We start from the raw sequence: 24,464 nt of genomic DNA, 5'->3' as shown, positions 1-24,464 counted from the left end.
CAGCGCGTAGGGGGGGCTACAAACTCGTTCTCATCTGCCAGAGCTCGGGGAACAGGACCACTTCCAGCATCTTGCGCAGGTAACTGACGCCGGCCGTGCCGCCGGTTCCGCGCTTGAAGCCGATCACGCGTTCCACCGTCGTCACGTGGCGGAAACGCCATTGGCGGAAGGCGTCTTCCAGGTCGACGAGTTTCTCGGCCAGCGCGTACAGGTCCCAGCAGGCATCCGGGTCGGCGTAGACCTTCAGCCAGGCGGCTTCGACCGAAGCGTCGTATTGCGTGGGCAGGGTCCAGTCCCGCGCGAGGCGCTCCGGCGCGATGGCGAATCCGCGCCGGGCCATCAGCATCAGGCTTTCGTCGTACAGCGAAGGCGCCGCCAGCGCGGCTTGCACCAGCGCCTTGCGCTCGGGATGGTGGGCATGCGGCGCCACCATCGCGGCGTTCTTGTTGCCCAGCACGAACTCGATCTGCCGGTACTGGAAGGACTGGAAGCCCGACGAACTGCCCAGGTAGGGGCGGAACTTGGTGTATTCCGATGGCGTCATGGTGGACAGCACCGTCCAGGCATGGACCAGCTGCTCCATGATGCGCGAGACGCGCGCCAGCATCTTCAGGGCCGGCTCCACTTCGCTGCGCTGGATGCACGCACGGGCCGCGAACAGCTCGTGCAGCATCAGCTTCATCCAGAGTTCGCTGGTCTGGTGCTGGATGATGAACAACATTTCGTTGTGGTCGGGCGACAGCGGATGCTGGGCGCCCAGCAACTGGTCGAGGCCGAGGTAGTCGCCATAGCTCATGGACTTGGAGAAATCCATCTGCGCGCTGTGCCACGAGGAGGGAGAGGCTTCGCTGTCTTGCCTGGGGGCAGTCATGGAGGAACGTCCTGGACGATGGGTCGTTGAAACGGAGATGGAGGAATCAGCGCAGCGGTCGCAGCACCGCCCGCACGGGACTCGCGTCCAGCGTGGCGAAGCGCAGTGGCAGGGCAATCAGTTCGTAGTCGCCCTCGGGGGCCTGGTCCAGCACCAGGCCTTCGAGGATGGCCATGCCCGCGGCGTGCACCGCGCGGTGCGCGTCCATGGTCTTGGATTCCTGCGGGTCGATGGAGGGCGTGTCGATGCCGACCAGCCGCACGCCGTGCCGCGCCAGCAGCGCGATGGTGGCGGGCGCGATCGCACAGAAGCCGTCGTCCCAGCGCTCGACCGGGTTGCGGGCATAGGTGCGCAGCAGCACGCGCGGCGGCACGCCATCCAGGGCGTGTCCGACATGGCGTGCTTCCACCAGCGGACCGGCGTCCAGGCAGTGGATGACGCGGGCCGGGCCGAGGTAGGTGTCGAGCGGGACCTCCCCGACAGGCATGCCGCCGCGCGCGTAGTGCAGGGGCGCATCGGCGTGGGCGCCGGTGTGGGGCGAGAGTGTCACGCGCCCGACGTTGACGGGACAGGCGCCTTCCATGCGCCAGACCTCGGCCTGCTGGAACGGGGTGTCGCCCGGCCAGACCGGGGTGGCGGGAGAAAGCGGAGGGCTGATGTCGATCAGGGGCATGGCGTCGGGGGGAAAGGGCCGGCGTTTCTGGCAACGCCGCATCCAGATGGAATCTTAACGAAGCCCCCATCGAATGTGCTGGCATTTTCAGTGCCTGGGCAGGTGTGAATTCGAATAAAATTCTGAAATGAAAGGAATTTGTAAAATTTCATGCGAATAAAACTGGATCGTCTCGACATGCGCATTGTCGAGTGCCTGCAGCGCGATGGCCGTATCAGCAACCAGGACCTGGCGGCCCGGGTTTCACTGTCGCCATCGGCTTGCCTGCGGCGGGTGAAGCTGCTGGAAGAGGCGGGAATCGTCCAGGGCTACAGCTGCGTGCTCGACTACGCCAAGCTGGGCCTGGAGGTGGAGGCCGTGGTGCACGTGTCCATGCGCCACGAGGTCGAGGGATGGCACGAGGCCTTCGTGGCCGCGATCCAGGATTGGCCGGAGGTGCTGTCCGCCCGCATCGTCACGGGCGGAGCCAACTACATGCTGGTGGTGCGGGCCCGCGACGTCAGCCATTATTCGGATTTCATCGTCAACCGGCTGTATCGCGCGCCAGGCGTGCGCGATATCGAGTCCAACATCGTGCTGGGCTACATCAAGCGCTCGGCCTCGCCCTTCGAAGTGCTGGAACGGGAGTGAAACCCGCTACTTGTTGACGACCCCGAACGCGACGATCTCCACCTTCATGCCCGGCACGACCAGGGCCGCGACCGCGGCGCTGGAGCGGCTGGGGTAGGGCGCGGTGAAGAACTCGCGGTAGACGGTGTCGATGGCCTTCATGTCCTGGACGTCGGTCATGTAGATCAGCACCTGCGTGACATCGTCCAGCGTGCCGCCGGCCGCCTCGACCGCCGATTGCAGGTTGCGGAAGGTCAGCCGGGCCTGGTCCTCGATCGGGCCGGTGTCGATGCTGCCGTCCTTGCGCACCGGGCCTTGCGAGGTGAACAGGATCCCGCCGCTGCGCACCGCCCAGGAAAAAGGCTGGCCCACATCGGGCAGGCCGACGTCGATGACTTCTTTCATGCTGTTGCTCGCTGTCTGACGGAAAGCGCAGATGCTCCCATGAAACGGGGGGATTTGCCCAGGGCGGGCCGCCGCGTGATACCCCCCATCAAACAAAGTTAATTGTTGCGATGGCACCGCCTGTAGATAATTTCCTCGACTCTCGAACGAAGGAATGTCATGAGCGACGTGGTAGCGGCGGTGCCTCCCGCCGATCTTGCGGGTACGAATGGCGTGCGCGAGTACGGTAACGGCGCCGTGCTGGGCGTGGCGGTCCCGCAGGCGAATCCGGTGGTCGAGCCGGAGCTGGCGGCCCTGCTGCCTGCCGGATTCTCGATGCTTGTCACGCGGCTGCAGGGCAGCCGCACGGATTCGCGCCAGCGGCTGATCGACTACCTGGGCAATCTGCCGTCCAGCCTGGAGTCCTACGACAGCGCCAGGCTGGACGTGCTGGGCTATGCCTGCACCGGCAGTTCGTATCTGGTCGGGGCGGACGAGGAGCGGCGCGCGCTGGATGCCGCGTCGGCGCGCTTCGGCTATCCCATCATTTCTTCGGCGCAGGCGCTGCGCCGGGCCCTGGATCACATCGGCGCGAAGCGGGTCGCCCTTTTCGCCCCCTATCCGCCCTTCCTGGTCGAGGCCAGCAAGCGCTATTGGGAAGCCGGGGGCCTGGACATCGTCGATTGCGCGTCGGTCGCGCTCGATACCCGCGACACGCGCGATATCTACGGCATTACGACACCTCTGGTGATGTCGTCGTTCAGCCAGCTGCGCTGGCAGGAGGCCGACGCCATCATGTTCACCGGAACCGGCATGCCGACGCTCAGGGCCCTGGTCGAAGTCTCGTCCATGACCGGCAAGCCCGTCCTGTCTTCCAACCTGTGCCTGGCCTGGGCCATGGTGAGGGAGGCGGGCGGCCAGGCGTACCTCGCCCCCGAGCGCACGGGCGAACCGCTCTACGGCGGATGGGCCGGCCGGATCCCCGTTTAGTCATCCCGGCGCGGCGGCGACCGCGCAACCTCAGGAGAATCGCATGAACGCTTCCAGACAGGCGTGGCATCGTCACGCCCGAATCCTGCTGGCCTGCACCCTGTCCGCGGCCGCGCTGTCCGCGGCCTGGGCGGCGGACTATCCCAGCCGGCCCGTTACGTTGATCGTTCCCTTTGCGGCGGGAGGTCCCACCGATGTCACCGCGCGGATCTTCGCGCGGGCCATCGCTCCCGAACTGGGCCAGACCGTCGTGGTGGACAACCGGCCGGGCGCCGGCGGGACCCTGGGGGGCGGGCAGGCTGCCCGCGCGGCGGCCGACGGCTACACGCTGCTGTGGGGCGGCACCAGCACGCTGGCCGTCGCGCCGGCGCTGTATGCCTCGCTGCCCTACGATCCGCTCGGTTCGTTCCAGCCGGTCAGCAGGGCCGTGCGCGGACCGCTGGTGCTGGCGGTCAACAGCAAACTGCCCGTGCGCACGGTGGCGGATGTCGTGGCGCTGGCCAAGGCCAGGCCCGGCAGGCTGAGCTTCGGCTCCGCCGGCGTGGGGTCGATCATCCACCTGACCGGCGAGCTGCTCAAGGCGCGTGCCGGGATCGACATGATCCATGTCCCCTACAAGGGCAACGCGCAGGTGCTGACGGACCTGACCGGCGATCACCTGGACATGGCGTTCATCGCCCTGGGCCACATGCTGCCGCACATGCAGGACGGCGGCCTGCGTCCCATCGCCATTTCCAGCCTGGAGCGCAATCCGTTGGTCCCCGATCTGCCGACCCTGGCCGAAAGCGGCTATCCCGGGTTCGAGTCGCTCGAATGGTTCGGGCTGGTGGCTCCCAAGGGGGTTCCCGCCGGCGTGCTGGCGCGGCTGAACAGCGCGTTCCGCCACGCCAGCCAGCAGCCGTCGGTGCGCGCCGATATCGCCAAGCTCGGCTACATGCCCGTGGACGAGACGCCGGACCAGTTCGCGGCGGCGGCCGCCGCCGAAGGCAGGAAGTGGAAGCAGGTAGTGACGGATGCAAAGATTTCGGTGGAGTGACTGTATGACTGAAGAAGTGTTGTCCATCCCGGTCGCGATCGTGGGCGCGGGCCCGGTGGGCTTGTCCCTGGCGCTTGATCTCGCGTGGCGGGGCATCGACGCGGTGGTGCTGGAAAAAGAAGATGGGCAGGTGACGCATCCCCGGGCCGGGTTCGTCTCCGTGCGGACCATGGAACTCTTCCGGCGCTGGGGGATCGCGCAAGCCGTGCGGGAAAGCGGGTTTCCCGACGACTTCGCGCTTTCCATCGAGTTCTGCACGAGCCTGGCGGGCCATACGCTGGCCAGGGACGAGTATCCCGCGCTGGCGGCCATGCCGCTGCCTGAGTGGTCGCCGGAGAAGAAACAGCGGTGCCCGCAGCATTGGCTCGATCCGGTCCTGAAGGCGGCGCTGCGGGACAGCGGGCGCGGCACGATCCGGGTCCAGACGCGGGTCGATGGCTTCGAGCAGGATGAGGAACGGGTCCTGATCCGCGCCACCGACCTGCGCCGGGATGCACCGCTGACGATCCGGGCCGACTACCTGGTCGGATGCGACGGCGCCGGCAGCACGGTCCGCGCCGGCCTGGGCATAGACATGGAGGGCCGGGGCCATCTGAACTACTCGATGAGCGTGCTGTTCTCCTGCCCGCGGCTGCTGGAACTGTGCGGCAAGCGGCCCGCCGAGCGTTTCCTGCTGATCGGGCCGGAAGGAACGTGGGGCAACGTGACGGTGATAGACGGACGCGACGTGTGGCGGCTGACTGTCTATGGCACGGCGTCGAAATTCGATATGGAGGCTTTCGATGCGAAAGCCTGGGTGCTGCGCGCGCTGGGCACGGATCGCATCGCGTTCGAGGTGGTGTCCATATTGCCGTGGAAGCGGGCGGAGCTGGTGGCCGAGAGCTATGGGCGGGGACGGGTGCTGCTGGCCGGCGATGCCGTCCACACGATGTCGCCGACGGGAGGCATGGGCATGAACACCGGCCTGGGCGACGTAGTCGACCTGGGGTGGAAGCTGCAGGCGATGATCGAGGGATGGGGCGGACCGGCCTTGCTGCCGGCCTACACGCAGGAGCGCAAGCCGGTGGCCGTGCGCAATGCGGCTTATTCGACCCATAACTACAAGACCTGGGTGTCGCCGCCGCGCTGTGAGTACCTGCTGGAAGAGTCGGAGCGGGCGGAAGCCGCGCGCCGCGAGACCGGCGAGCGGATGAAGCGCGCCACGCAGTACGAATGGCAGTCGTGGGGACTGCAGATGGGATACCGCTACGACGACTCGCCGCTTTGCGCGGCGGACGGCACGCCGCCGGTTCCCGACGAATATTCGCGCTATGAGCAGACCGCGCGCCCGGGCGCGCGCGCGCCGCATGCCTGGCTCGCGCCGGGGCGCTCGACCCTCGATCTGTTCGGCAGGGGGTTCGTGCTGCTGGCGTTCGACGATGGGGCCATGGCCGAGGCGGGCGGGTTCGTGCGCGAAGCGGATCGCCGGGGGATGCCGCTGGCGGTGCACCGGATCGACTCCAGGCAGGCGGCCGAGGCGTATGGCGCGGCGCTGGTGTTGGTGCGTCCCGATGGCCACGTGGCGTGGCGGGGGGCCGACGGCCGCGCCGCGGCCCGGATCGTCGATATCGCGCGCGGCGCGCATTGAGGAGGAAAACGACATGTCGAAAATATGGGACCCGCTCATTCCCGAGCGAGACCGGGCCGCTTCCCGGCTGGCCGGCTTTGGCCGGCCATCGGGGTTGGGCCGCCGCCCGGCGCTGTTGATCATCGACGTGCAGTACCGCACGGCCGGGACGAGGCCGATGCCGTTCGAGCAGGCCGTCCAGGAGTTCGCCACGTCCTGCGGCGACACCGCCTGGCGGGCCATCGAACACATCGCCGGATTGCTGGCCCTGTTCCGCGCGAAGAACTGGCCGGTGCTGTATCCCCACGTCGCACCCAAGTTCGGCTTTGACCAGGGCCGATTGACCGAGAAGGTGCCGACCATGATGCAGATCCCGGCCAAGGGCTACGAATTCGTGGAGGCCATCGCGCCGCGCCCGGGCGACGTGCTGCTGCCCAAGAAGCATCCCAGCGCATTCTTCGGCACCCCCCTGGCCAGCTATCTGGTCAATACCGGCGCCGACACGCTGGTGGTGACGGGCTGCGCGACGTCGGGCTGTGTCCGCAGCAGCGTGGTGGACGCGTTTTCCTACAACTACCGGGTGGCCGTTCCTTCGGATGCGGTCTACGACCGGAACCAGGCTTCGCATGCCGTCAACCTGTACGACATGGCGGAGAAGTACGCGGACGTGATGGATACCACGACATTGCTGGCGGCGCTCGACGCCTTGGCGCCGGCGGCAGCAGAGGAGGAAGCGAAGTGAAGAAGTTCGAACACGGCAATGATCGCTACGACTACAGCGCCATCGTTACCCGGCCGGTCTACGACTGGCCCGAAGGGCGACGGCTGGCGGTCTATTTCGCCCTCAACATCGAAGGCTTCGAGTTCGGCCGCAACCCCGGCAATGATTTCACCTCCATGCCTGCGGCGCCCTATCATCGGGGCTACGCCTATCGGGACTACGGCAACCGCGTGGGCGTCTGGCGCATCCTGAGGGAGTTCGAGTCGTTCGGGTTTCCATTGGCCGTGCTGGCCAATGGGTCGGTCTACGACGTCTGCCCGGAGGTCCTGGAGGCCTGCCGCCGGCGCGGCGACGAGATGGTCGGGCACGGCCGCACGAACTCCGAGCGCCAGGCGGACATGTCGCCGGACGCGGAGCGGACCATGCTGGGCGAGGTCAGGTCGCTGTTCGAGCGGCATGAGGGCAAGGCGCCGGCCGGATGGCTGGGTCCGTTCATCTCGCAGAGTCCGAACACGCCGGAACTGCTCAAGGAGCTGGGGTGGAAATACATGCTGGACTGGTGGTTCGACGACCAGCCGATGTGGTTCCGGACCAAGCATGGCCCCATTCTTGCCGTGCCCTATCCGTCGATGGAACTCAACGACCTGCCCGCCTACGTGAATCGCGGAGCGAGCGACGAGGAGTTCACGCGCATGGCCATCGATGCGTTCGACGAGCAGCTCCAGGAATCGTCGCAATACCCGATGGTATATTGCCTGTCGCTGCATACGTTCCTGACCGGGCAGCCCCATCGCATCAGGCAGTTGCGGCGGATACTGTCCCATATCGCCTCGCAGCGCCACCGGGTCTGGCTGACGACACCCGGAGCGATCGCCGAGCATGTCGCGGGCCTGCCGCCGGGTGTGGTTCCCATCCGCTGAACGGGACGCCCAGGCCCCAAGCGCGCATCACTCTCCGTCCCGGTGCCCAGCATGGACATACGCCAGATACGCTGCTTCGTCGCGCTCTATGAAGAGGGCAGCATTACGCGCGCCGCCCGCCGGCTGCATGTCGTCCAGCCCGCGATCAGCCAGCAGATCAAGCGGCTCGAGGCGCATCACGACGTGCAGTTGTTCAGCCGCGATCCGCATGGGGTGACGCCCAATCCCCTGGCGCACGAGTTCTACCGGCACTGCATCCGCGTGCTGACCGAACTCGAACGCGCCGGGGCGGTGCTGGCGAGCGGCGCGGACCGGTTCAGCGGCAAGATCCGGATCGGTGCGCAGGCGTCGTTTCACCAGTTCGTGATGGCGCGGGCACTGGAGGCCTTCCGCGAACGCCATCCCGCGGTCGAGTTCCTGTCCCGGGACGGATACCGCAGCGACCTGATCAGCTGGCTCATCGCCGGCGACCTGGAGTGCGCGCTGCTGAGCACCACGCAGGACCTGCTCAACATGCAGACCCGGGACATTTCCACCGAAGCGCTGGTGGTGGTCGGCCACCGGGATACCCTGGCGGACCGGGACCTGGTGCGGGGGAATGAACTGGCCGGGTTCCAGCTCGTGCTGCCGTCGCGCTACAAATCCATGCGCAACCTGATCGATGCCCAGTTCGGCCTGCAGGGGCTGGTCTTGCGGCCGCAATTGGAAATCGACTCCTTGCAGAGCCTGTTGCATGTCACGCTCAGGCCGGGCTGGCTGTCCATCATTCCGCCCATGGCCTTGTCGTCGGAGTTGTTCGGCGGCGCCTTGCGAAGCGTGGCCCTGGCCGAGCCGGCCATCCGGCGCAAGGTGGTCGTGGCCTGGCCGCGCCACAAGGCGTTGTCCGCGCCGGTTCACGGATTCATCGACATCCTGTCGGAGATCCTGGCCGGCATTCCCGGTGTGGAGATTCCGGGCAGCGGGGCCGCGCTGGCGGGGTGATCGCGGCGGGTCAGGACGGGGCCGGTCCGGTGGCGTCCAACGCCGCCTCGATGTCCGGCCCGATCGAGTCCGGCTTGTCGGTGGGCGCGTAGCGGGCGATGGGCGCGCCCGCACGGTCGACCAGGAACTTGGTGAAGTTCCACTTGATGGCCCCGGTGCCCAGCAGGCCGGGCTTGGCGCTCTTGAGCCAGCGGTACAGCGGATGGGCGGCGTCGCCGTTGACGTCGATCTTGGCGAACATCGGGAAAGTCACGTCGTAGTTGAGCTTGCAGAAGTCCCGGATGCTCTCGTTGCTGCCCGGCTCCTGGTGGCCGAACTGGTCGCAGGGGAAACCGAGGATTTCCAGGCCGCGCTCGCGGTAGGCGCGGTACAGGGCCTCCAGGCCCGCGTACTGGGGCGTGAAGCCGCACTGGGAGGCAACGTTCACCACCAGCAGCACCTTGCCGCGGAAGCGGTCGAGCGGCACGTCGCTGCCTTCGATGTCCGTGGCGGAAAAATCGTAAAGAGTCGTCATGGCGGGCTCCTGGTTGAACGGCGGGCGCGTGCCCAGGAGGGGCCGCGCCGTTTCATCGCGCGTCGGGACGTCGCTGGCCGCCGCCGGTGCAACGTGCCTTAGCGCACGAGCTGGTTGATTTCGATGATGGGCATCAGCACCGCCAGCACGATCAGCAGCACGAAGCCGCCCATCAGCAGGATCATCAGCGGTTCGAGCAGTGCCGTCAACGCCATGGCGCGCCGCTCGACCTCGCGCGAAAGCGTCTGGGCCGCGCGTTCGAGCAGCTCGGGCAGCGTGCCGGTCTTCTCGCCGCTGGCGGTCAGGTGCACCAGCAAGGGCGGAAAGGTTTTCTGCACCTGCAGGGCCGAAGCCAGCGACACGCCCTCGCGCACGCGCGAGGTGGCGTCGTCCACGCTGGTCCGCAGGCGGTCGTTGCCCAGCGTCTGGCGCGAGGCGTCCAGCGCCCGCAGCAGCGGCACGCCGCTGCCGGTCAGGATGGCGAGCGTGGAAGCGAAGCGCGCGGCGTCCAGGCCCAGGATGAAGCGGCCGGCAAGCGGCATCTTCAGCAAGCGGGAATGCCAGGCCAGCCGCGTGGCGGGCGCGCGCAGCATCATGCGCCAGCAGGCCAGCGCGGCAGCCAGGACGAGGGCGACCAGCCATCCCCAGCTGCGGACGAAGTCGCTCAGGCTCAGCATGACGCGGGTCAGCAAGGGCAGTTCCTGGCGGGCCTGCGAAAACGCGCTGACGACCTGCGGCACGACGTAGCCCAACAGGAAAATGACGATGCCGATGGATACCAGGGCGACCACGGCGGGATAGATGAAGGCCGTCAGGACCTTGATGCGCAGGGCGTTGCGTTCCTCGATGTAGTCGGCAAGCTTCTCCATGACGTGCGCCAGATCGCCGGATTCCTCGCCCGCCGCCACCAGCGCGCGATAAATGTCGGGGAAGTCGCGCGGCCGCGTCGCCAGCGCGTCGGCCAGCCGATGGCCGGCCCGCACGTCGGCGCGCACGGCGGACAGGACCTCGGAAACGTGCTTTTTCTCGGACTGCTCGGCCGTCGCGGTCAGCGCCGCGTCCAGCGGCAGGCGGGCCGCCAGCAGGCTGGCCAGCTGCCGCGTCGCCCAGGCGAGTTCCGAGTCGGACATGCGCGCGCCGAACCAGGCGCGCGATCCGCCGCCGCTGCGCTGGGCGCTGGCTTCTTCCACCGCGAGCGGCGTCAGCCCCCGCGCCCGCAACTGGGCGCGCGCCGCGCGCGGGCTGTCCGCGTCGATCAACCCGCGGTCGAGCTTGCCCAGTGCGTCGGCGGCTTCGAAGCGATACGAAGGCATGTCAGCCTTTCCTCCTAGACATCTCGTGTGACGCGGACGACTTCTTCGGGCGAGGTCGTGCCGGAGTCGATCCAGCGGTCGCCGTCCTGCCGCATGGTGCGCATGCCCGCGGCCTGCGCCGCGTTGCGCAGTTCCTGCTCGCCCGCGCCTTCATGGATCAGCTGCCGCTGCGCATCGTCCACGGTATAGAGTTCGTGGATGCCGGTGCGGCCGAGATAGCCGGTGTGGCTGCACGTGGCGCAGCCCACCGGACGGTACACGGCGCGGCCGTCGGGCTCGGTGTGCGATTCCTTGCAATCGGGGCACAGGCGCCGGACGAGGCGCTGGGCCAGCACGCCCAGCAGCGACGACGACAGCAGGAACGGTTCCACGCCCATGTCGGTCAGGCGCGTCACGGCGGACACCGAGTCGTTGGTGTGCAGCGTGGCCAGCACCAGGTGGCCGGTCAACGAAGCCTGCACCGCGATCTGCGCGGTTTCCAGGTCGCGGATCTCGCCGATCATGATCACGTCCGGATCCTGGCGCAGGATGGCGCGCAGCGCCAGCGCGAAGCTCATGCTGATCTTGGCGTTGACCTGGGTCTGGCTGATGCCGGGCAGGTCGTACTCGATGGGATCTTCCACCGTCAGGATGTTGGTGGTGGAGGCATCGAGCCGGCCCAGCGCGGCGTACAGCGTGGTGGTCTTGCCGCTGCCGGTCGGGCCGGTGACCAGGACGATGCCGTGGGGCTGGTGGATGAGCCGGTCCAGCTGCTTCAGCAGTCCGGCGTCCATGCCCAGGCGCGACAATTCGAGCCGGCCCGCTTCCTTGTCCAGCAGGCGCAGCACCGCGCGTTCGCCGTGGCCGGTGGGCAGCGTGGACACCCGTACGTCGATCGGGCGGCCCCCCACGCGCAGCGCGATGCGCCCGTCCTGCGGCAGGCGCTTTTCCGAGATGTCGAGGTTGGCCATGATCTTGATGCGCGAGATCAGCGCCGCGTGCAGCGCCTTGCGCGGGCTCACCACGTCGCGCAGCGTTCCGTCCACGCGGTAGCGCACCACCGAGTGGGTCTCGAAGGGCTCGATGTGGATGTCGCTCGCCCCGTCGCGCGCGGCCTGGGTGAACAGCGCGTTGATCATCCGGATGACGGGCGCGTCGTCCTGGGTTTCGAGCAGGTCTTCCACTTCGGGAATGTCCTGCATCAGGCGCGCCAGGTCGATCTCGTTCTCGGCCGCGCCCACCACCGCGGCGGCATCCCCGGTATCGGCGTAGGCCGCGGTCAGGCGCGTTTCCAGTTCGGCGTCGGAAATCCGCGCGATGCGCACCGCGCCGTGGCGGCGCTGGACTTCGGCGATGGCCCAGGCCGGCGTGCGCGGGCTGACCGTCAGCAGGTTGCCGTCGGGCCGCATGCTGAGCAGCGCCCGCTGCGCCCGGGCCCAGGAATAAGGCAGCGGGTTCATGGCCGTGTCACGATCTCGGCGGCGTAGCCCAGGTCGCGCAGGGCCGCCAGGGTGGAGTCCACCGTGACGCGGTCGCGCGCCACGCGCATGCGCACGTCCCAGCGCAGGGCATCGTCGTGGACCACGTAGGCGCTCATGCCCGCGTCGGCGACCCGGCGCGAGGCCAGGTGGGCCTCGCTTTCGGAAGGCGCGCCGAACACCTGGAGCACGATGGTCGGGTCGGTCGATTGCAGCGCCGAGACGTCGCGCGGGATCGTCGTGGGCGGCACGTTGCCGGCGCCGGCACTGCCGCTCTGGACGGGGTCGCCCACGCCGGGCACGCGCGGCGGCAACTGCGGCGCCTGCATGTCGGGCAGCAGCCAGTGCGAGCCCGGCTGCGCCTGGGCCTGCTGGGCGCGCATGTATTCGTAGCGGTCGATCATCAGGCTGCTTTGCGAGCCGCCTTCGCGTACCACGTAGGGCCGCAGGAACACCATGAGGTTGGTCTTGGTGCGCTTGCGGTTGTCGTAGCGGAAAAGGTTGCCCAGGACGGGAATGTCGCCCAGTCCCGGCACTTTTTCCACGCTGCCCGTGACCTGGTCCTGGATCAGGCCGCCGATGACGATGATCTGGCCGTCGTCCACGAGCACGTTGGATTCGATGGCGCGCTTGTTGGTGATGATGCCCGCGCTGTTGGACTTGCTTTCGTCTACGCTGCTGACTTCCTGGTAGATGCTCATCTTGACCGTGCCGCCTTCGGACACCTGTGGCTTGACCTTGAGCGTCAGGCCTACGTCCTTGCGCTCCACGGTCTGGAACGGGCTGACGGTGGAGGTGCTGCCGGTCTGCGCGTACTGGCCCGTGATGAAGGGCACGTTCTGGCCGATGATGATGCTGGCCTGCTCGTTGTCCAGCGTCAGCAGGTTGGGCGTGGACAGGATGTTGCCGCCGGCCTGGGTTTCGAGGGCGCGGGCGAGGAAGCCCAGGTTGGTGACCTGGCCGATGCCCGGAATGTTGACCGAGCCCTTGGCGATGCCGATGCTCAGGCCCTTGCCGATGGAGCCGATGTTCTGCGCCGCGCCGATGATGTTCGAGCCCGTGCCGCCGAAGCTGGTGCCGCCCACCACGGCGGTACCGTTGCCCGCGTTCAGGTTGCCGAGCCCGGTCAGCCACTGGATGCCGAATTCGGCGGCGGTTTCGGCCGAGACTTCGACGATCAGGCTTTCGACGAAGATCTGCGCGCGGCGCACGTCGAGCAGGTCGATGATCTCGCGCAGGCTGCGGTAGAGCGGCTCGGGCGCGGTGATGATCAGCGTGTTGGTGGTGGCGTCGGCCTGGACCGTCGCGCCGCCGCCGCTGAACACGGTCGAGCCGGCCTGGGTCGTGCCGCCCAGCGAGCCGGAACCGCCCAGCCCCGTTCCGCCGCCCAGGGCGCCGGAGGTGTTCGAGGTGTTGGAGTTGCCGCTGACGGACGAGGTGTTGTTGCCGGAGAGGCCGGTCGAGCCGCCCAGCCCGGCGCCGAGTCCGCCGCTCATCCCGCCGCCCAGGCTGCCCGTGCCGCCCATCGTGCCGGTGCCCGACTGCCCGGTCAGCACGCCCCGCAGCACTTCGGCCAGTTTGACCGCCTCGGCGTTGCGCAGGTAGACCACGTGCATGTTGGTGGCGCGGGCCGCGGGGTTGTCCAGCCTGGCGATCAGGTCGCGCGCGAGCTTGTTGCGCGCCGGGCTGCTGGCGCGGAGCAGGACGCTGTTGGTGCGGGGGTCGGCCACGGCGGTGATCCGCTGCGTGGCGTCGCCGCCGGTGCCCGGATCGAGCAGCTTGGTGACCAGCGCCGCCACGTCGGTGGCGATGCCGTACTTGATCTCGATCAGGTCGGTGGCGATGGCCGAGGGGGTATCGACGCTGGCGATGATGTTGGCGATGCGCTTCAGGTTGTCGGCGTAGTCGGTGATGACCAGTGTGTTGTTGCCCGGGTAGGCATTGATCGGGTTGTTCGGCGCGATCATGGGCCGCAGCACGGGCACCAGGTTGGTCGCGCTCTCGTAGTTGAGCTTGAACACCTGGGTGACGAGCTGGCCGCTGTTGGCGCCGGCGCCGCTGGTGACCGGGCTGCCCTGCAACTTGGCGTCGGCCTCGGGGACCACCTTGCTGACGCCGTCCACCTCCACCACCGCGAAGCCCTGCATGCGCAGCGCGCCCAGCAGCATGCGATAGGCGGTGTCGCGGTTGACCGGGTTCTCGGAGACCAGGGTCAGCTGGCCCTTGACGCGGGGATCGACCAGGAAGGTCTTGCCGGTGAACTGCCCCAGCGCGCGCACGACCGCGTCCAGCTCGGTGTTGACGAAGTTGAGCACCACGCCGTCGGCCGCCGAGGAGTTGGCGGCGCCGGCACCTGCGGCGGCGGCGCCGGCGGCGGGCGGTACGGCCAGCGCCAGCAGGGCCGAGGAGACCGCCACGGCCAGCGTCCGGGCCAGGGGCGCCGGTGCCGGTCGGTTGCGGAAAGAGGCTTGGTTGAGCATGGGCATGATGTTAGCGGCCGATTTGCAGGATGGAGTCGTCGCCCGAGCGGCGGCCGAGCGCCGATAGTGTGCTTTGCAGCGCGGCGCGGGCCTCGGGCGAGGCATTGGGGGCGGGGCGGGCAACCCCGTTGAAGCTGAAGCCGGTGCGCGCGGCCCAGCGGCCGGACCCTTCCATGGTCAGGGGGCCGGACAGCGTGGAAAGCGCCAGCGCGACGGCGCCGCCGGCTTCGCCGGTCAGGCGCGCGCGGTAGTGGCCGATGGGCCGGAGCAGCGACAGCGCGGTGCCGGCGTTGCTCCATTCGGCATCGAGGATCTCGCCGGCAGGAATGCCGCCGTTGAGCCGCAGGGACGGCCACTTGAGCCGCAGGTCGCCAGCGGGCCGCAGGGTGTTGAAGGGCGCCCCCAGTTGCTCCAGGGTGGAGGCGGGCAGCTTCAGGGTGCGGCCCGACAGCAGGAAACCGTTGGTCTGCAGGCGCAGGCCCAGCGGGCCGTCCAGCCAGGGGTGGCGGATCTCGACCATCGGGCCGCCATCCCATCTCGTCCGCCATTCGACCGGCGCCGGCAGTGTGCTGCGGGCTTCGGGGAAACCAAGCGCGAGCAGCGCGCTGCCACGCCAGACCGTGCCCGAGGCGTCGACCACGGCCACCGGCCACTGGGCCGGCAGGATCGCGATCAGCCAGCGGGCCGGCAGTACCGCCAGGGCGGCGGCCAGGGCCACCGCGGTGCACAGGAGGATCTTCAGCCAGGTACGCATCAGCGGGCCTGTCCGGTCGTGGCCGGGGTGAATACCAGGACGCCCGACGCCTTGCCCGTCAGCAGGCGGCCGTTGTCGTCCGTGGGGCGTTCCAGATCGGCCTGTGCCAATTGAAGGCGGGTGCGGCCTGGCACCGAGGCCAGCCACTGCATCAGGCCGGCGGCCTGGACCTGGTCGACGGTGACCTGCCAGGCCTCGCCGGTGGTCCCCGCCGGCGAGGCCGCGGGGGCCACCTCGGCGGCGAGGCCGGCGCGTTCCAGGCTCTGGGCCAGGGCCTGGCGGGTCTCGTCGGCCGTCATCCTGCCGCTGGTCACGCGTTGCAGGCCGCGCGCCTCGGTCGTCAGCGCGTCGACGCGGGCCGCCTGGGTGCGCAACTGCGGCAACTGCGTGCCCAGGCGGCTGGCGCGGGTCCAGGCGGGCTCGACGAACAGCAGGAATACGAGGGATGCGCCGGCCACCGCGCCGGCGATGCCCAGCAGGCGGCGTTCGCGCGGCGCGAGCCGGGCCCAGCGCCGCCCGGCGTCTTCGCCGAGCCGGGTGAGCGCCGGCGGCATGGAAAGCTTGAAAGCGGGCAAATTCATCGTCGCGGGTTGTCCTGTTGAATGCGCACGCCGCCGCCCTGTGGCGATGGGCGCGAGCTGCCGTCCTGGCCCGCGCTGGCGGCGGAGCGGATGGTCCAGACGCCGTCGTCATGCGCGACCTGCAGGCCCAGGCTCTCGGCGCGTTGCAGGATGGCCGGATCGATTTCCATCCGGCTGGCCGCCGGCGCGGGGGCGGGCGTGGCCGCCTGTTCCCGGCGCGGCACGAAGCGCCGCAGGCCATGCGTCGCCTGTTGCTGCGGCGCCGGGGTCGGGGCGGCGCCGGCCTTGGCGACCATGCCTATGCCGTCGTCCACCAGTTCCAGCTTCAGTTCGCCCTGCGTGTAGCGCAGCGCCACGACGTTGTTCGTGGCGGCCGGCAGCAATTGCGTGGTCGCCAGCGCCAGGGGCAGGAAATCGGACGAGCCGAATTCACCGCCCGCGGCCCGCAGCGAGTCGCGCCGCTGTTCGGCCTGGCGCAGCGGGTCCAGCACGACGGGAATGTCCGGGAAGGCCGCCTTGACCTGGGCGGTCATGCGCTGGCGCAGGCCGGCTTCCTCGCGGCCCAGCTGCCAGGCATGGACGTTCAGGCCCAGCAGCCAGACGGCGGCCGCGGCCGCGGCCCAGAGGGCCGGCTGGCGCCACGGCGAACGGCCGGTGCGGTGCGGCTGCAGATCGGCCAGGGCGAGCGACCAGCCCGGGGTGGCGCCCTGCCAGCGAGCGGTGGCGGGCAGGGGGCGGCGTTCGGTATCCGAGAGTTCGGGCCAGCCGGCGGGCGGCGGATCGATCCAGCCGACGACGCCGGGGGTGTCCTGTTCGAGCGCGGGTAGCAGCGCGGCCACCGCCGGATCGGCATCGGTCGTGGCGAAGGGGTCGATGGCCCAGGCCTGGCCGGTCTGCAGGCCGGTGCGTACGACCACGTGGTCGTCGCGCACCAGCACGGTCCATCCTGTTTCTGTCAGCGGCAGGGCCAGCGGGGCCGGCATCAGGACGTCGGCGGGCAAGCCGTTGTCGGCCAGCAGCCGCAGGGCGCGCGCCAGCGGGTCGCGGGCCGTCCATGCCACGGCGACGGCGCCGTCGCCGGTGCGGGCGCCGTGGGCGACGGCCAGGCTCTCGATATCGCCCAGCAGCATGGGTTCGACCGCGCCCGCGACGGCGGCCTGCAGCCGGTGGGTGGGCAGGGGCGGCACCGTGACGGTGGTCAGCACGCTGTCGGCCGGGTGCAGGATGGCCTCGACGCGGCTGGGCGGCACGGCCGCGGCCAGTTCGGCCAGCGGCAGTTCGCCCGTCCGCTGGACGGCATGCTGGCGGTCCAGCAGCGCGAACGCCACCCGCGAACTGGCATGCAGCATGGATAGGGCGGGTAGCTCTAGCCGCAACGTTGTCTTCAATTGGTCTCCCTCTTCCAGACCACGGTGGGTGAATTGGCATTGGCCCGCGAGACGAGCGCCTGCATCGTGACGGCGGCGCGCTCCAGCGTCACGGTACCGGAAACCATGAACCACTTGCTGGCGGTGACGATCTGCGCGTCGCTGATAGTAATGTCAGGATTGGCCAGGCGGTTGCCGAAATCGGCCCGGTCGTTGAACCAGGAGCCGGCGTTGCGCTGTTCGGTCAGCGCGCGGGCCTGCGCCAGCGACAGTCCCGGCACCACCGTCGCCAGGACCTCGGCCGGGGCCGTGTTGGCGTTGACGGCGGTGTTCTCGGGCAGCACCGTCACGTAGGGGCGCAGGGCCTCGATCGTTTTTTCGTCCACCTCGGTGATGCCCTCCAGGTCGTCCACCGTCCGTATCATCGGGGCCGAGGGGCCGCGGCTCTGCGCGGTGTCCCCGTTCTGGCCCGTGCCGGTTCCGGCCCCCGTTCCCGTTCCCGTTCCCGTGCCGGTTTCCCCGGAACCGCCCGGCACGGCCTGGGCGCTGGCGATCCGCACGGCGATCCGCGGCGCCAGGCTGCCGGGCAGGCCCAGCATCGCGCACAGCCGGTCCAGCGCGGCGATTTCCGCGGGTTGCGGCACGCCGGCCTTGGCCAGGTTGCGCAGGTTGTACTTGCCCTGCTCGTCCTCGATGCGGCCGGAGAACAAGGCCACCCTGTCGTCCCCGGGCCGGGTGATGCGGGTATCGGCCACGGGCGTGGCCCACAGCTCGCCCAGGCGCGTCGTGTTGTTGCGGCGGGCGTCTTCCCGCAGGACCAGGCGGGCCCAGTCCAGGCCGCCCAGCAGCAGCCAGCGCGCCTGGATGCGTGCCTGTTCGTTCTCGACGGCGCGCACCGACGCCGCCTGGCGCTGGAAGAGCCCGGTCACGAGCACCGCCACGGCGGCCACGATGAGCAGGGCGCTGATCACCGCCATGCCGCGCTGCCGGCGCGCCTTGCCGCGAAGGTCCGGGCGTCCGGTCATTCGAGCACCACCACGCGCCGATAGCGCTCCACGCGCTCGCCGTTCCGGCGTTCGGCCGATAGCTCCAGGCCGGTGAACGGGGTCCCGGTGGCGGGGAACGGTGTGTTGATCCAGCCCTGGCCGGGTACCCAGGCGCGTATGGCGAAGCGTGTCACGCCCCCTAGTATCGCCGCGCCGCCGCCCGCCGCGGGCAGGGGGTAGAGGCGCGCCGGGGCGCCGGCCGCGCGGCGCAGCACCGTACCGTCAAGGAACCAGACGACACGCTGCCAGCCCGCCGGGTCGGCCGCGTCGGCGCGGATGATCTCCAGCGTGGCGGAGGCGTCGGGCGTTTCCTTGATGGTGATGCGCAGGCTTTGCGGCAGCCGCGCGCCGGTGGCCGTGGCGGTGCCGGTGTCCAGCAGCGCGTCCGGCGCGCGCATGGCCAGGTCGCGCTCGAGCTGGCCCAGCATGCGGGTGACGTTCTCGACCTCGTCGGCATCGCCCGCCAGCCGGCGCTGCAGGGCGCTGACGTTCTCCAGGCCGCGCCACGAGATGATGGCCACCACCGCCATCAGGGAGATGGCGACGAGCACCTCGATCAGGGTGAAGCCGGCCTGCGCGCGTCGGATCATGGCAGCGCGCTCAGGAAGCCGTTGACCTGCGCCAGCACGCGGTCGGGATCGCCCTCGGGATGGACGCGGATCATCACCTGGCGGATGTTGGTGTTGTCGGAGTTGGTGAAGACCTGTTCGCACTGCATGGCCTGGCCGCCCTGGGGGCAGGCGACCATCTGGCGCCCCGGGCTCGGCATGAGGCGGGCCAGGCGCAATTCGGCCAGTTGGTTCTCGGCCTCGACCAGCGCCAGCGACTTGGCGCGCAGCGCGGCGTTGTTCTGCGCGATCAGGCCGACCGCCCGCACCGACGCGGCCAGCGCCACGCCCACGATGGCCAGCGCGACCAGCACTTCGACCAGGGTGAAGCCGGCGTCATTGGACCGCATAGCGTCCCGCCTCGTCGCGCAGGATGGTCACGATCGCATCGGCGTTGCGCAACCGGACGATGAGCGGACCCGGGATCCACTCCGATGTGAACACGGGCGGGCCGGGCGGCTCCACCTGTACGGTGACGGGGCCGTCGGCCCAGCGGCGCGGGCGCAGCAGTTCGTCGCGGCCGAAGGTGTCCAGCGTGGTGGTGGAGGTGCCGGCGGCCACGACCGCGCCCGGCGTCAGGGCACGGGCGCGCCGGACGAAGCGATAGCCCTGTTCGTCCGCCTGCCAGGTGATGCGGCGGCCGTCGGCCCGGACCTCGCCCTGGGCCACGGAGAACAACTGGGCCAGCCGTTCGGCGTCGTCCCGGAGCAGCTTGCGGCGATCGGGGAAGGCCCGGATGGTCACGGCCGCGGCGGCGATCCCGACGATCACGACCACGACCATCAGTTCGATCAGCGTGAACCCCCGGGCACGCCGGGGGCCCGCGCCGACCCCGCGGGCGGCGGTGCTGCGCCGGGGCTTAGAGATCCCAGGAACCGACGTCGGCATTGGCGTTTTCGCCGCCGGGCTGGCCGTCGGCGCCCAGCGAAAACACGTCGACGTCGGCGCCGCGTACGCCCGGGTTCAGGTATTGGTACGGATTGCCCCAGGGATCGGCGGGGAGGCGGTCGAGGTACTGTTTCCAGTTGGGCGGAACCTGTCCGGTCGCGGGCCGTTCGACCAGGGCGCGCAGGCCTTGCTCGGTCGTGGGGTAGCGGCCATTGTCGAGACGGTATAACTTCAATGCCTGCATGATGCCGGAAACATCCTGCCGGGCGGCAACGGCCCGGGCCTGATCGGGCCTGTCGAGCACCCGCGGCACGACCAGCGCCGCCAGGATGCCCAGGATGACCACGACGACCATGATCTCGATCAGGGTAAAGCCGGCCTGGCGCCGGGCGCGGATAGAGCGTGACCGTGTCACAGCGTAAACTCCGTGTCGTAATTTTTGCGGCACCTATTATCGCTGCTTTAGATGACAATTCATGATGTGGGTATCCCTGTCATATTCCGCCCGCAAAATGGACCATTTTGACCGGCCGCGCCCAAGCGGCCCCTGCCGGAGCCAGTAATGCGGGTAATCCCCAATCTCCCCCGATTGAGCACCTTCGTCGCGCTGCTCGTGCTTGCGGCGGGCCTGGGCGTGTGGGGAGCCATCCTGCTCGCGCCGTCTCCGCCGCCCGCTCCCCCCACCGCGGTGGGCGACGGTGCCCTGCAGACCGACACCGGCCCCGTGGCCGGCTGGTTCGGCACGGGCGCGGGAGCGAAGATCCAGGTGGTCGTGGCGGGCCTCATCGCCGCCGGGCCCAGCGGCTCGGCGGTCCTGGCCATCGACGGCCGCCCCGCCCGCGCCTATGCCGTCGGCACCCAGCTGGCCGAAGGCGTCACGCTGGCCGAGGTCCTGGGCGGTGGCGTGGTGCTGGACCAGGGGGGCGAACGCGTCGAAGTCCAGGCCACCAGGCTCCCCCCCGTGGACGGCATCCGCAGCGTCACCGCGCCGCGCTGAACGCGGACCACCACAAAGCGCCAGCCCTCGCCAGCCGTTTGTCTAGCCCAGGATGCGGTGGATCCGGCTTTGCCGGTCCACCCGCATCGCCCCCTGGGGGGGCGCGCGTCAGCGCGTAGGGGGGCTACAACACCCCGCGGCGCATCTGGTCCAGTTCGATCGATTCGAACAAGGCCTTGAAGTTGCCTTCGCCGAAGCCTTCGTCGCCCTTGCGCTGGATGATCTCGAAGAAGATCGGGCCGATCACGGTCTGCGTGAAGATCTGCAGCAGCAGGCCGCCGCCGGGAGCGCCGTCCAATAGGATCCGGTTCTTCGTCAGTCGCGCGACGTCCTCGCCGTGGCCCGGCAGGCGCTTGTCCAGCAGTTCGTAGTAGGTGTCGGGGGTGTCCAGGAAGACCACGCCCGAGGCCCGCAGGGCCTCGACGGTGGCGTAGATGTCGTCCGAGCCCAGCGCGATGTGCTGGATGCCTTCGCCGTGATAGAGATCCAGGTACTCCTGGATCTGGCCCTTCTCGTCGTTGCCTTCCTCGTTGATGGGAATGCGGATGTGCCCGCAGGGCGAGGTCATGGCCTTGGATTTGACGCCGGTGACCTTGCCCTCGATGTCGAAGTAGCGGATCTCGCGGAAATTGAACAGCCGCTCGTAGAAATCCGCCCATTCGGCCATGCGGCCCCGGTGCACGTTGTGCGTCAGGTGGTCGATCAGGGCCAGGCCGGCGCCGCGGTGGCGGGCGTCTTCGCCGGCGTGGGCCGGATCCAGCGGCTCGAAATCCACGTCGTAGATGTCGATGTCGCCGATGCCGCCCTTGCGGCCGTTCTTGCCGCGCCACCGGTCCACGAAATAGATCAGCGAATCGCCGATGCCCTTGATGGCCGGGATGTTGAGTTCCATCGGGCCGCTATGCCCGTCGAATCCCCAGGCCCCCAGTTCCAGCGCGCGCTTGTAGGCCGCCGCTGCGTCGTTCACCCGGAAGGCGATCGCGCAGATCGAGGGGCCATGCTGGCGCGCGAAGCGCTGCGCGAACGAGTCTGGTTCGGCGTTGACGATGAAGTTGATGCCGCCCTGGCGGTAGAGCAGCACGTTCTTGTGGCGATGGCGGGCGATGGCCTTGAAACCCAGCCCCTCGAACACCTTGCCCAGGGCCGCGGGGTCGGGGGCGGCGTACTCGACGAATTCGAATCCGGCTGTGCCCATGGGGTTGTCCCAGGGCTGGAAGGGGGTGGTCATGGCTGTCTCCGCTGTGGCGCTGCGCGCCTGATCGAAAGGGCTGTCAGACGGAATTGTAGGAATGATCGCGAGGCAAATGATTTCAAATATTGCTCATGAAGGCGATGTTTTTGAAATAAAATTGCTCTGTATATTCAATTTTTGGTCAATCATGCCCGAAGTCGAATTGGACCGCACGGATAGGCGGATTCTGGAGGAATTGCAGCGCGATGGCCGGCTGACCAACCAGGAACTGGCCGAACGCGTGGCGCTGTCGCCCAGCCCTTGCCTGAGGCGGGTCCGGCGCCTGGAGACCACCGGCGTGATCCGGCAGTACGTTGCCATCGTCGATGCCGAGAAAGTGGGGCTGGGCCTCCTGGCCTACGTCAGCGTGCGGCTCCAGAAGCATGTGGATGGCGGCCATGCGCCCATCGAGCAGTTCGCCCGCGACGTCCTGGGCTGGCCCGAGGTCGTGGCCTGCTACGCGATGACGGGCGACATGGATTACCTGCTGCGCGTGCAGGTGGTCGACCTCGCGCATTTCTCGCGTTTTTCCATGGATACCCTGATGAAACATCCGGCGGTCGTGGATATGCGTTCCAGCTTCGCGCTCAAGAAAATCAAGGACGTGCCGCAAGCCATCGGTCCGGCGAATCCGCGCTGAAAAGTACGATAGGATGCAAGCATGAGTACCGAGGGCAACCAGTTCAAGCTCGATCCCAAGAGCCGGATTTCGCTATATGTGCAGCTGGCCGACGCGCTGCGCAACAAGATCACGTCCGGCGCGTGGCCGGTCGGCTACCAGCTTCCCCGCTATGAAGTGCTGGCTGAACAGTACCAGGTGGCGCGCATTACCGTCCGCCAGGCCGTGAACGTGCTGGTCCAGGAAAACGTGCTGGTCTCGAACCGTGGGCGCGGCACCTTCGTGTGCGAGGTCCCGGGCGCGGCGCCGGGGCATCTGCGCACGCCCATTTCGGGCCTGTCCCCGCGCGCCGGCGGCTTCTCCATCGTCGTGCACGAGGTGGTGCGCGACGCCGTCCTGCCGCCGGAACTGGTCGCCAGCGGCAGCTTCTACGACTCCTACGTGGAAGTGATCAAGACGCACGTGCGGGAAGGCAAACCCATCGGGGTCTACAACATGTTCGTGGCGAGCCACCTGTACGCGCGCTTCCCCGACGGGGCCGCGGCCTCCGAACTGTTGCTGCAGCTCGCCCTGCAGTATGCCGAGGAAGACGTCGACCATTCCTACCAGACCATCAGCATCGAGACGGCCGACGTGGTGCTGGCCAGGAAGCTCGACTGCCCCTACGGCGCCCCGGTGGCCAAGCTGGTCCGCAAGTTGATGGCCACGGATTCGCGGGTACTGACGGCCGGCATTTCCTACTATCCGGGCGATGTGTTCCTGATGGACATCGTCATTCCCAAGGACGTGCTGATCGCCCACCGGCCGGCCGCGGTGCTGGCGCCCCGATAGCCGTCGTTCAGGCCGCGTCCACCTGCAGCAGCAGCTTGCCGCTGTGGTCGCCTTGCTCCATGTCGCGGTGGGCCTGGCTGGCCTGGGCGAGCGGATAGGTCTGGTGCACCCGGGTCTGGATGCGGCTGCCCACCAGCGGCCAGACGACCTTCCTGAGCGCCTGCGCGACGAGCGCCTTCCTGGCGGCCGGCAGGGGGCGCATCATGGCGCCGGTCACGCGGGCTTCCTTCTGCATGATGGCGCGCAGCGACAATGGCACCGGCGCGGTACCGCCCGACAGGTGCAGGATGCGGCCGCCGTAGGCCAGCGCGGCCAGATTCTGCTCCATGTGCCGTCCGCCCGACATGTCGAGGATCACGTCCACCGGCGTGCCGGCTTCCTGCAGCAGCTGCGCGAAGGGTTCGGTCTTGTAATTGAAGGCGCGGCGCGCGCCCAGGCTCAGCGCCAGGGCGCACTTTTCGGCGCTGCCGCTGGTGGCGTAGACCGGATGGCCCAGCGCCGACAGCAATTGGACGGCGAACACGCCCACGCCGCTGGTCGCGCCGTGGATGAGCACCGACTCGCCCACCTGCAGCGCCGCCAGGGAAAAGAAGTTGTACCAGGTGGTGAAGGCCGCCTCGGGCAGGCAGGCGGCCTGCTGCAGCGTCAGGCCGGCGGGAACCGGCAGCACTTGTTGCCAGTGCGTGGCGACATATTCGGCATAGCCGCCGCCGTTGACCAGCGCGCACACCTGCATGCCGACTTCCAGCCCGCGCGCCAGCGGTCCCACGGCATGCACCGTGCCGGAGACTTCCAGGCCGGGGATGTCGGATTCGTGGTCGTTGGGGCCGCGCGAACGCTGGCCGCAGTCGTGGCGGTTGACGCCGGCCCATGCGACCTTGACGACCACTTCGTCGGCGGCCGGCTGAGGGATGTCGCACCGCGCGGGAACCAGGACCTCGGGCCCGCCGGCCCGCGAAATGATGATCGCGTCTTGCTGCATGATGG

27 protein-coding genes are annotated in these 24,464 nt (G+C 68.9%); 10 read left to right on the top strand and 17 right to left on the bottom strand.

Annotated features, from left to right (window positions below):
- Positions 1-16: 16 nt before the first annotated feature.
- Both kynA and kynB read right to left on the bottom strand, forming a co-directional pair.
- The gene (gene kynA, locus AC1Q6E_RS00705; protein WP_296556791.1) at positions 17-871 is read right to left on the bottom strand and encodes a tryptophan 2,3-dioxygenase; all 855 of its coding nucleotides are present in this window, start codon (positions 869-871) and stop codon (positions 17-19) included.
- Between the two features lie 46 nt (positions 872-917).
- Entirely contained in the window at positions 918-1,544 is a 627-nt protein-coding gene (kynB, locus tag AC1Q6E_RS00700) for an arylformamidase (protein ID WP_152793546.1), read from the bottom strand.
- A 156-nt stretch (positions 1,545-1,700) separates the two neighbouring features.
- On the opposite strand from kynB, the gene AC1Q6E_RS00695 reads away from it, so the two are divergent.
- Complete coding sequence (locus AC1Q6E_RS00695) at positions 1,701-2,174, top strand: Lrp/AsnC family transcriptional regulator (RefSeq protein ID WP_296556798.1); 474 nt, start codon at positions 1,701-1,703, stop codon at positions 2,172-2,174.
- Between the two features lie 6 nt (positions 2,175-2,180).
- Here AC1Q6E_RS00695 and AC1Q6E_RS00690 read toward each other — a convergent pair whose 3' ends face one another.
- Positions 2,181-2,558 (bottom strand): RidA family protein, encoded by a 378-nt coding sequence (locus tag AC1Q6E_RS00690; RefSeq protein ID WP_152793544.1) that lies wholly within the window; start codon positions 2,556-2,558, stop codon positions 2,181-2,183.
- 159 nt (positions 2,559-2,717) lie between these two features.
- Between AC1Q6E_RS00690 and AC1Q6E_RS00685 the strand changes: the two genes are divergently transcribed.
- The 6 genes from AC1Q6E_RS00685 to AC1Q6E_RS00660 are packed head-to-tail and all read left to right on the top strand — an operon-like array spanning position 2,718 to position 8,791.
- Positions 2,718-3,527 (top strand): maleate cis-trans isomerase family protein, encoded by an 810-nt coding sequence (locus AC1Q6E_RS00685; protein WP_296556790.1) that lies wholly within the window; start codon positions 2,718-2,720, stop codon positions 3,525-3,527.
- Positions 3,528-3,570: 43 nt separating this feature from the next.
- Positions 3,571-4,563: a Bug family tripartite tricarboxylate transporter substrate binding protein gene (locus AC1Q6E_RS00680; RefSeq protein WP_152793542.1), complete on the top strand. Its 993-nt coding sequence runs from the start codon at positions 3,571-3,573 to the stop codon at positions 4,561-4,563.
- 4 nt (positions 4,564-4,567) lie between these two features.
- Positions 4,568-6,190: an FAD-dependent monooxygenase gene (locus AC1Q6E_RS00675; RefSeq protein ID WP_492572030.1), complete on the top strand. Its 1,623-nt coding sequence runs from the start codon at positions 4,568-4,570 to the stop codon at positions 6,188-6,190.
- A 13-nt stretch (positions 6,191-6,203) separates the two neighbouring features.
- The gene (locus tag AC1Q6E_RS00670; protein WP_152793540.1) at positions 6,204-6,911 is read left to right on the top strand and encodes an isochorismatase family protein; all 708 of its coding nucleotides are present in this window, start codon (positions 6,204-6,206) and stop codon (positions 6,909-6,911) included.
- The gene (locus AC1Q6E_RS00665) at positions 6,908-7,810 is read left to right on the top strand and encodes a polysaccharide deacetylase family protein (RefSeq protein ID WP_296556788.1); all 903 of its coding nucleotides are present in this window, start codon (positions 6,908-6,910) and stop codon (positions 7,808-7,810) included. The genes AC1Q6E_RS00670 and AC1Q6E_RS00665 overlap by 4 nt, the downstream gene beginning before the upstream one ends.
- Before the next feature lie 51 nt (positions 7,811-7,861).
- Positions 7,862-8,791, top strand: a complete 930-nt coding sequence (locus AC1Q6E_RS00660) for a LysR family transcriptional regulator (protein ID WP_152793539.1) — start codon at positions 7,862-7,864, stop codon at positions 8,789-8,791.
- A gap of 10 nt (positions 8,792-8,801) precedes the next feature.
- On the opposite strand, the gene AC1Q6E_RS00655 is transcribed toward AC1Q6E_RS00660, so the two are convergent.
- The 12 genes from AC1Q6E_RS00655 to gspG form a co-directional block, all read right to left on the bottom strand.
- Positions 8,802-9,305 (bottom strand): glutathione peroxidase, encoded by a 504-nt coding sequence (locus AC1Q6E_RS00655; RefSeq protein WP_152793538.1) that lies wholly within the window; start codon positions 9,303-9,305, stop codon positions 8,802-8,804.
- A gap of 98 nt (positions 9,306-9,403) precedes the next feature.
- Positions 9,404-10,618 (bottom strand): type II secretion system inner membrane protein GspF, encoded by a 1,215-nt coding sequence (gene gspF / locus AC1Q6E_RS00650; protein ID WP_152793537.1) that lies wholly within the window; start codon positions 10,616-10,618, stop codon positions 9,404-9,406.
- Positions 10,619-10,632: 14 nt separating this feature from the next.
- Positions 10,633-12,057: a type II secretion system ATPase GspE gene (gspE, locus tag AC1Q6E_RS00645; protein WP_152793536.1), complete on the bottom strand. Its 1,425-nt coding sequence runs from the start codon at positions 12,055-12,057 to the stop codon at positions 10,633-10,635.
- Positions 12,054-14,561 (bottom strand): type II secretion system secretin GspD, encoded by a 2,508-nt coding sequence (gene gspD, locus AC1Q6E_RS00640; RefSeq protein WP_296556787.1) that lies wholly within the window; start codon positions 14,559-14,561, stop codon positions 12,054-12,056. Before gspD ends, gspE begins: the two co-directional genes overlap by 4 nt.
- A gap of 4 nt (positions 14,562-14,565) precedes the next feature.
- The gene (gspN, locus tag AC1Q6E_RS00635; protein ID WP_152793535.1) at positions 14,566-15,309 is read right to left on the bottom strand and encodes a type II secretion system protein N; all 744 of its coding nucleotides are present in this window, start codon (positions 15,307-15,309) and stop codon (positions 14,566-14,568) included.
- Positions 15,309-15,890, bottom strand: a complete 582-nt coding sequence (locus AC1Q6E_RS00630; protein ID WP_152793534.1) for a type II secretion system protein M — start codon at positions 15,888-15,890, stop codon at positions 15,309-15,311. Before AC1Q6E_RS00630 ends, gspN begins: the two co-directional genes overlap by 1 nt.
- Entirely contained in the window at positions 15,887-17,278 is a 1,392-nt protein-coding gene (gene gspL / locus AC1Q6E_RS00625; protein ID WP_296556786.1) for a type II secretion system protein GspL, read from the bottom strand. The genes AC1Q6E_RS00630 and gspL overlap by 4 nt, the downstream gene beginning before the upstream one ends.
- On the bottom strand, positions 17,275-18,282 hold the full coding sequence (gspK, locus tag AC1Q6E_RS00620; protein ID WP_152793532.1) for a type II secretion system minor pseudopilin GspK: 1,008 nt from the start codon (positions 18,280-18,282) through the stop codon (positions 17,275-17,277). Before gspK ends, gspL begins: the two co-directional genes overlap by 4 nt.
- Positions 18,279-18,893, bottom strand: a complete 615-nt coding sequence (locus tag AC1Q6E_RS00615) for a PulJ/GspJ family protein (RefSeq protein ID WP_152793531.1) — start codon at positions 18,891-18,893, stop codon at positions 18,279-18,281. Before AC1Q6E_RS00615 ends, gspK begins: the two co-directional genes overlap by 4 nt.
- Complete coding sequence (gspI, locus tag AC1Q6E_RS00610) at positions 18,890-19,261, bottom strand: type II secretion system minor pseudopilin GspI (protein WP_152793530.1); 372 nt, start codon at positions 19,259-19,261, stop codon at positions 18,890-18,892. The genes AC1Q6E_RS00615 and gspI overlap by 4 nt, the downstream gene beginning before the upstream one ends.
- Positions 19,248-19,799, bottom strand: coding sequence for a prepilin-type N-terminal cleavage/methylation domain-containing protein (locus AC1Q6E_RS00605; RefSeq protein ID WP_152793529.1), 552 nt, complete (start codon positions 19,797-19,799; stop codon positions 19,248-19,250). The genes gspI and AC1Q6E_RS00605 overlap by 14 nt, the downstream gene beginning before the upstream one ends.
- Positions 19,771-20,214: a type II secretion system major pseudopilin GspG gene (gene gspG / locus AC1Q6E_RS00600; RefSeq protein ID WP_296554797.1), complete on the bottom strand. Its 444-nt coding sequence runs from the start codon at positions 20,212-20,214 to the stop codon at positions 19,771-19,773. Before gspG ends, AC1Q6E_RS00605 begins: the two co-directional genes overlap by 29 nt.
- Before the next feature lie 147 nt (positions 20,215-20,361).
- Between gspG and AC1Q6E_RS00595 the strand changes: the two genes are divergently transcribed.
- Positions 20,362-20,796, top strand: coding sequence for a hypothetical protein (locus AC1Q6E_RS00595; RefSeq protein ID WP_152793528.1), 435 nt, complete (start codon positions 20,362-20,364; stop codon positions 20,794-20,796).
- A gap of 124 nt (positions 20,797-20,920) precedes the next feature.
- On the opposite strand, the gene hppD is transcribed toward AC1Q6E_RS00595, so the two are convergent.
- On the bottom strand, positions 20,921-22,024 hold the full coding sequence (gene hppD, locus AC1Q6E_RS00590; protein ID WP_152793527.1) for a 4-hydroxyphenylpyruvate dioxygenase: 1,104 nt from the start codon (positions 22,022-22,024) through the stop codon (positions 20,921-20,923).
- A gap of 151 nt (positions 22,025-22,175) precedes the next feature.
- On the opposite strand from hppD, the gene AC1Q6E_RS00585 reads away from it, so the two are divergent.
- Both AC1Q6E_RS00585 and AC1Q6E_RS00580 read left to right on the top strand, forming a co-directional pair.
- A complete protein-coding gene (locus AC1Q6E_RS00585) occupies positions 22,176-22,667 on the top strand; it encodes an Lrp/AsnC family transcriptional regulator (RefSeq protein WP_152793526.1) in 492 nt (163 codons plus the stop codon).
- Between the two features lie 21 nt (positions 22,668-22,688).
- Complete coding sequence (locus tag AC1Q6E_RS00580) at positions 22,689-23,477, top strand: GntR family transcriptional regulator (protein WP_152793525.1); 789 nt, start codon at positions 22,689-22,691, stop codon at positions 23,475-23,477.
- Between the two features lie 7 nt (positions 23,478-23,484).
- Here the strand turns inward: AC1Q6E_RS00580 and AC1Q6E_RS00575 are convergent, their stop codons facing one another.
- Positions 23,485-24,459 carry an NAD(P)H-quinone oxidoreductase gene (locus tag AC1Q6E_RS00575; RefSeq protein WP_152793524.1) on the bottom strand — a complete coding sequence of 325 codons (975 nt, stop codon included), beginning with the start codon at positions 24,457-24,459 and terminating at the stop codon, positions 23,485-23,487.
- Positions 24,460-24,464 lie beyond the last annotated feature (5 nt).

The organism is Pigmentiphaga sp. MLSB6-MA01 (assembly GCF_058793475.1).
This window is presented reverse-complemented; position numbering and strand designations above follow the sequence as displayed.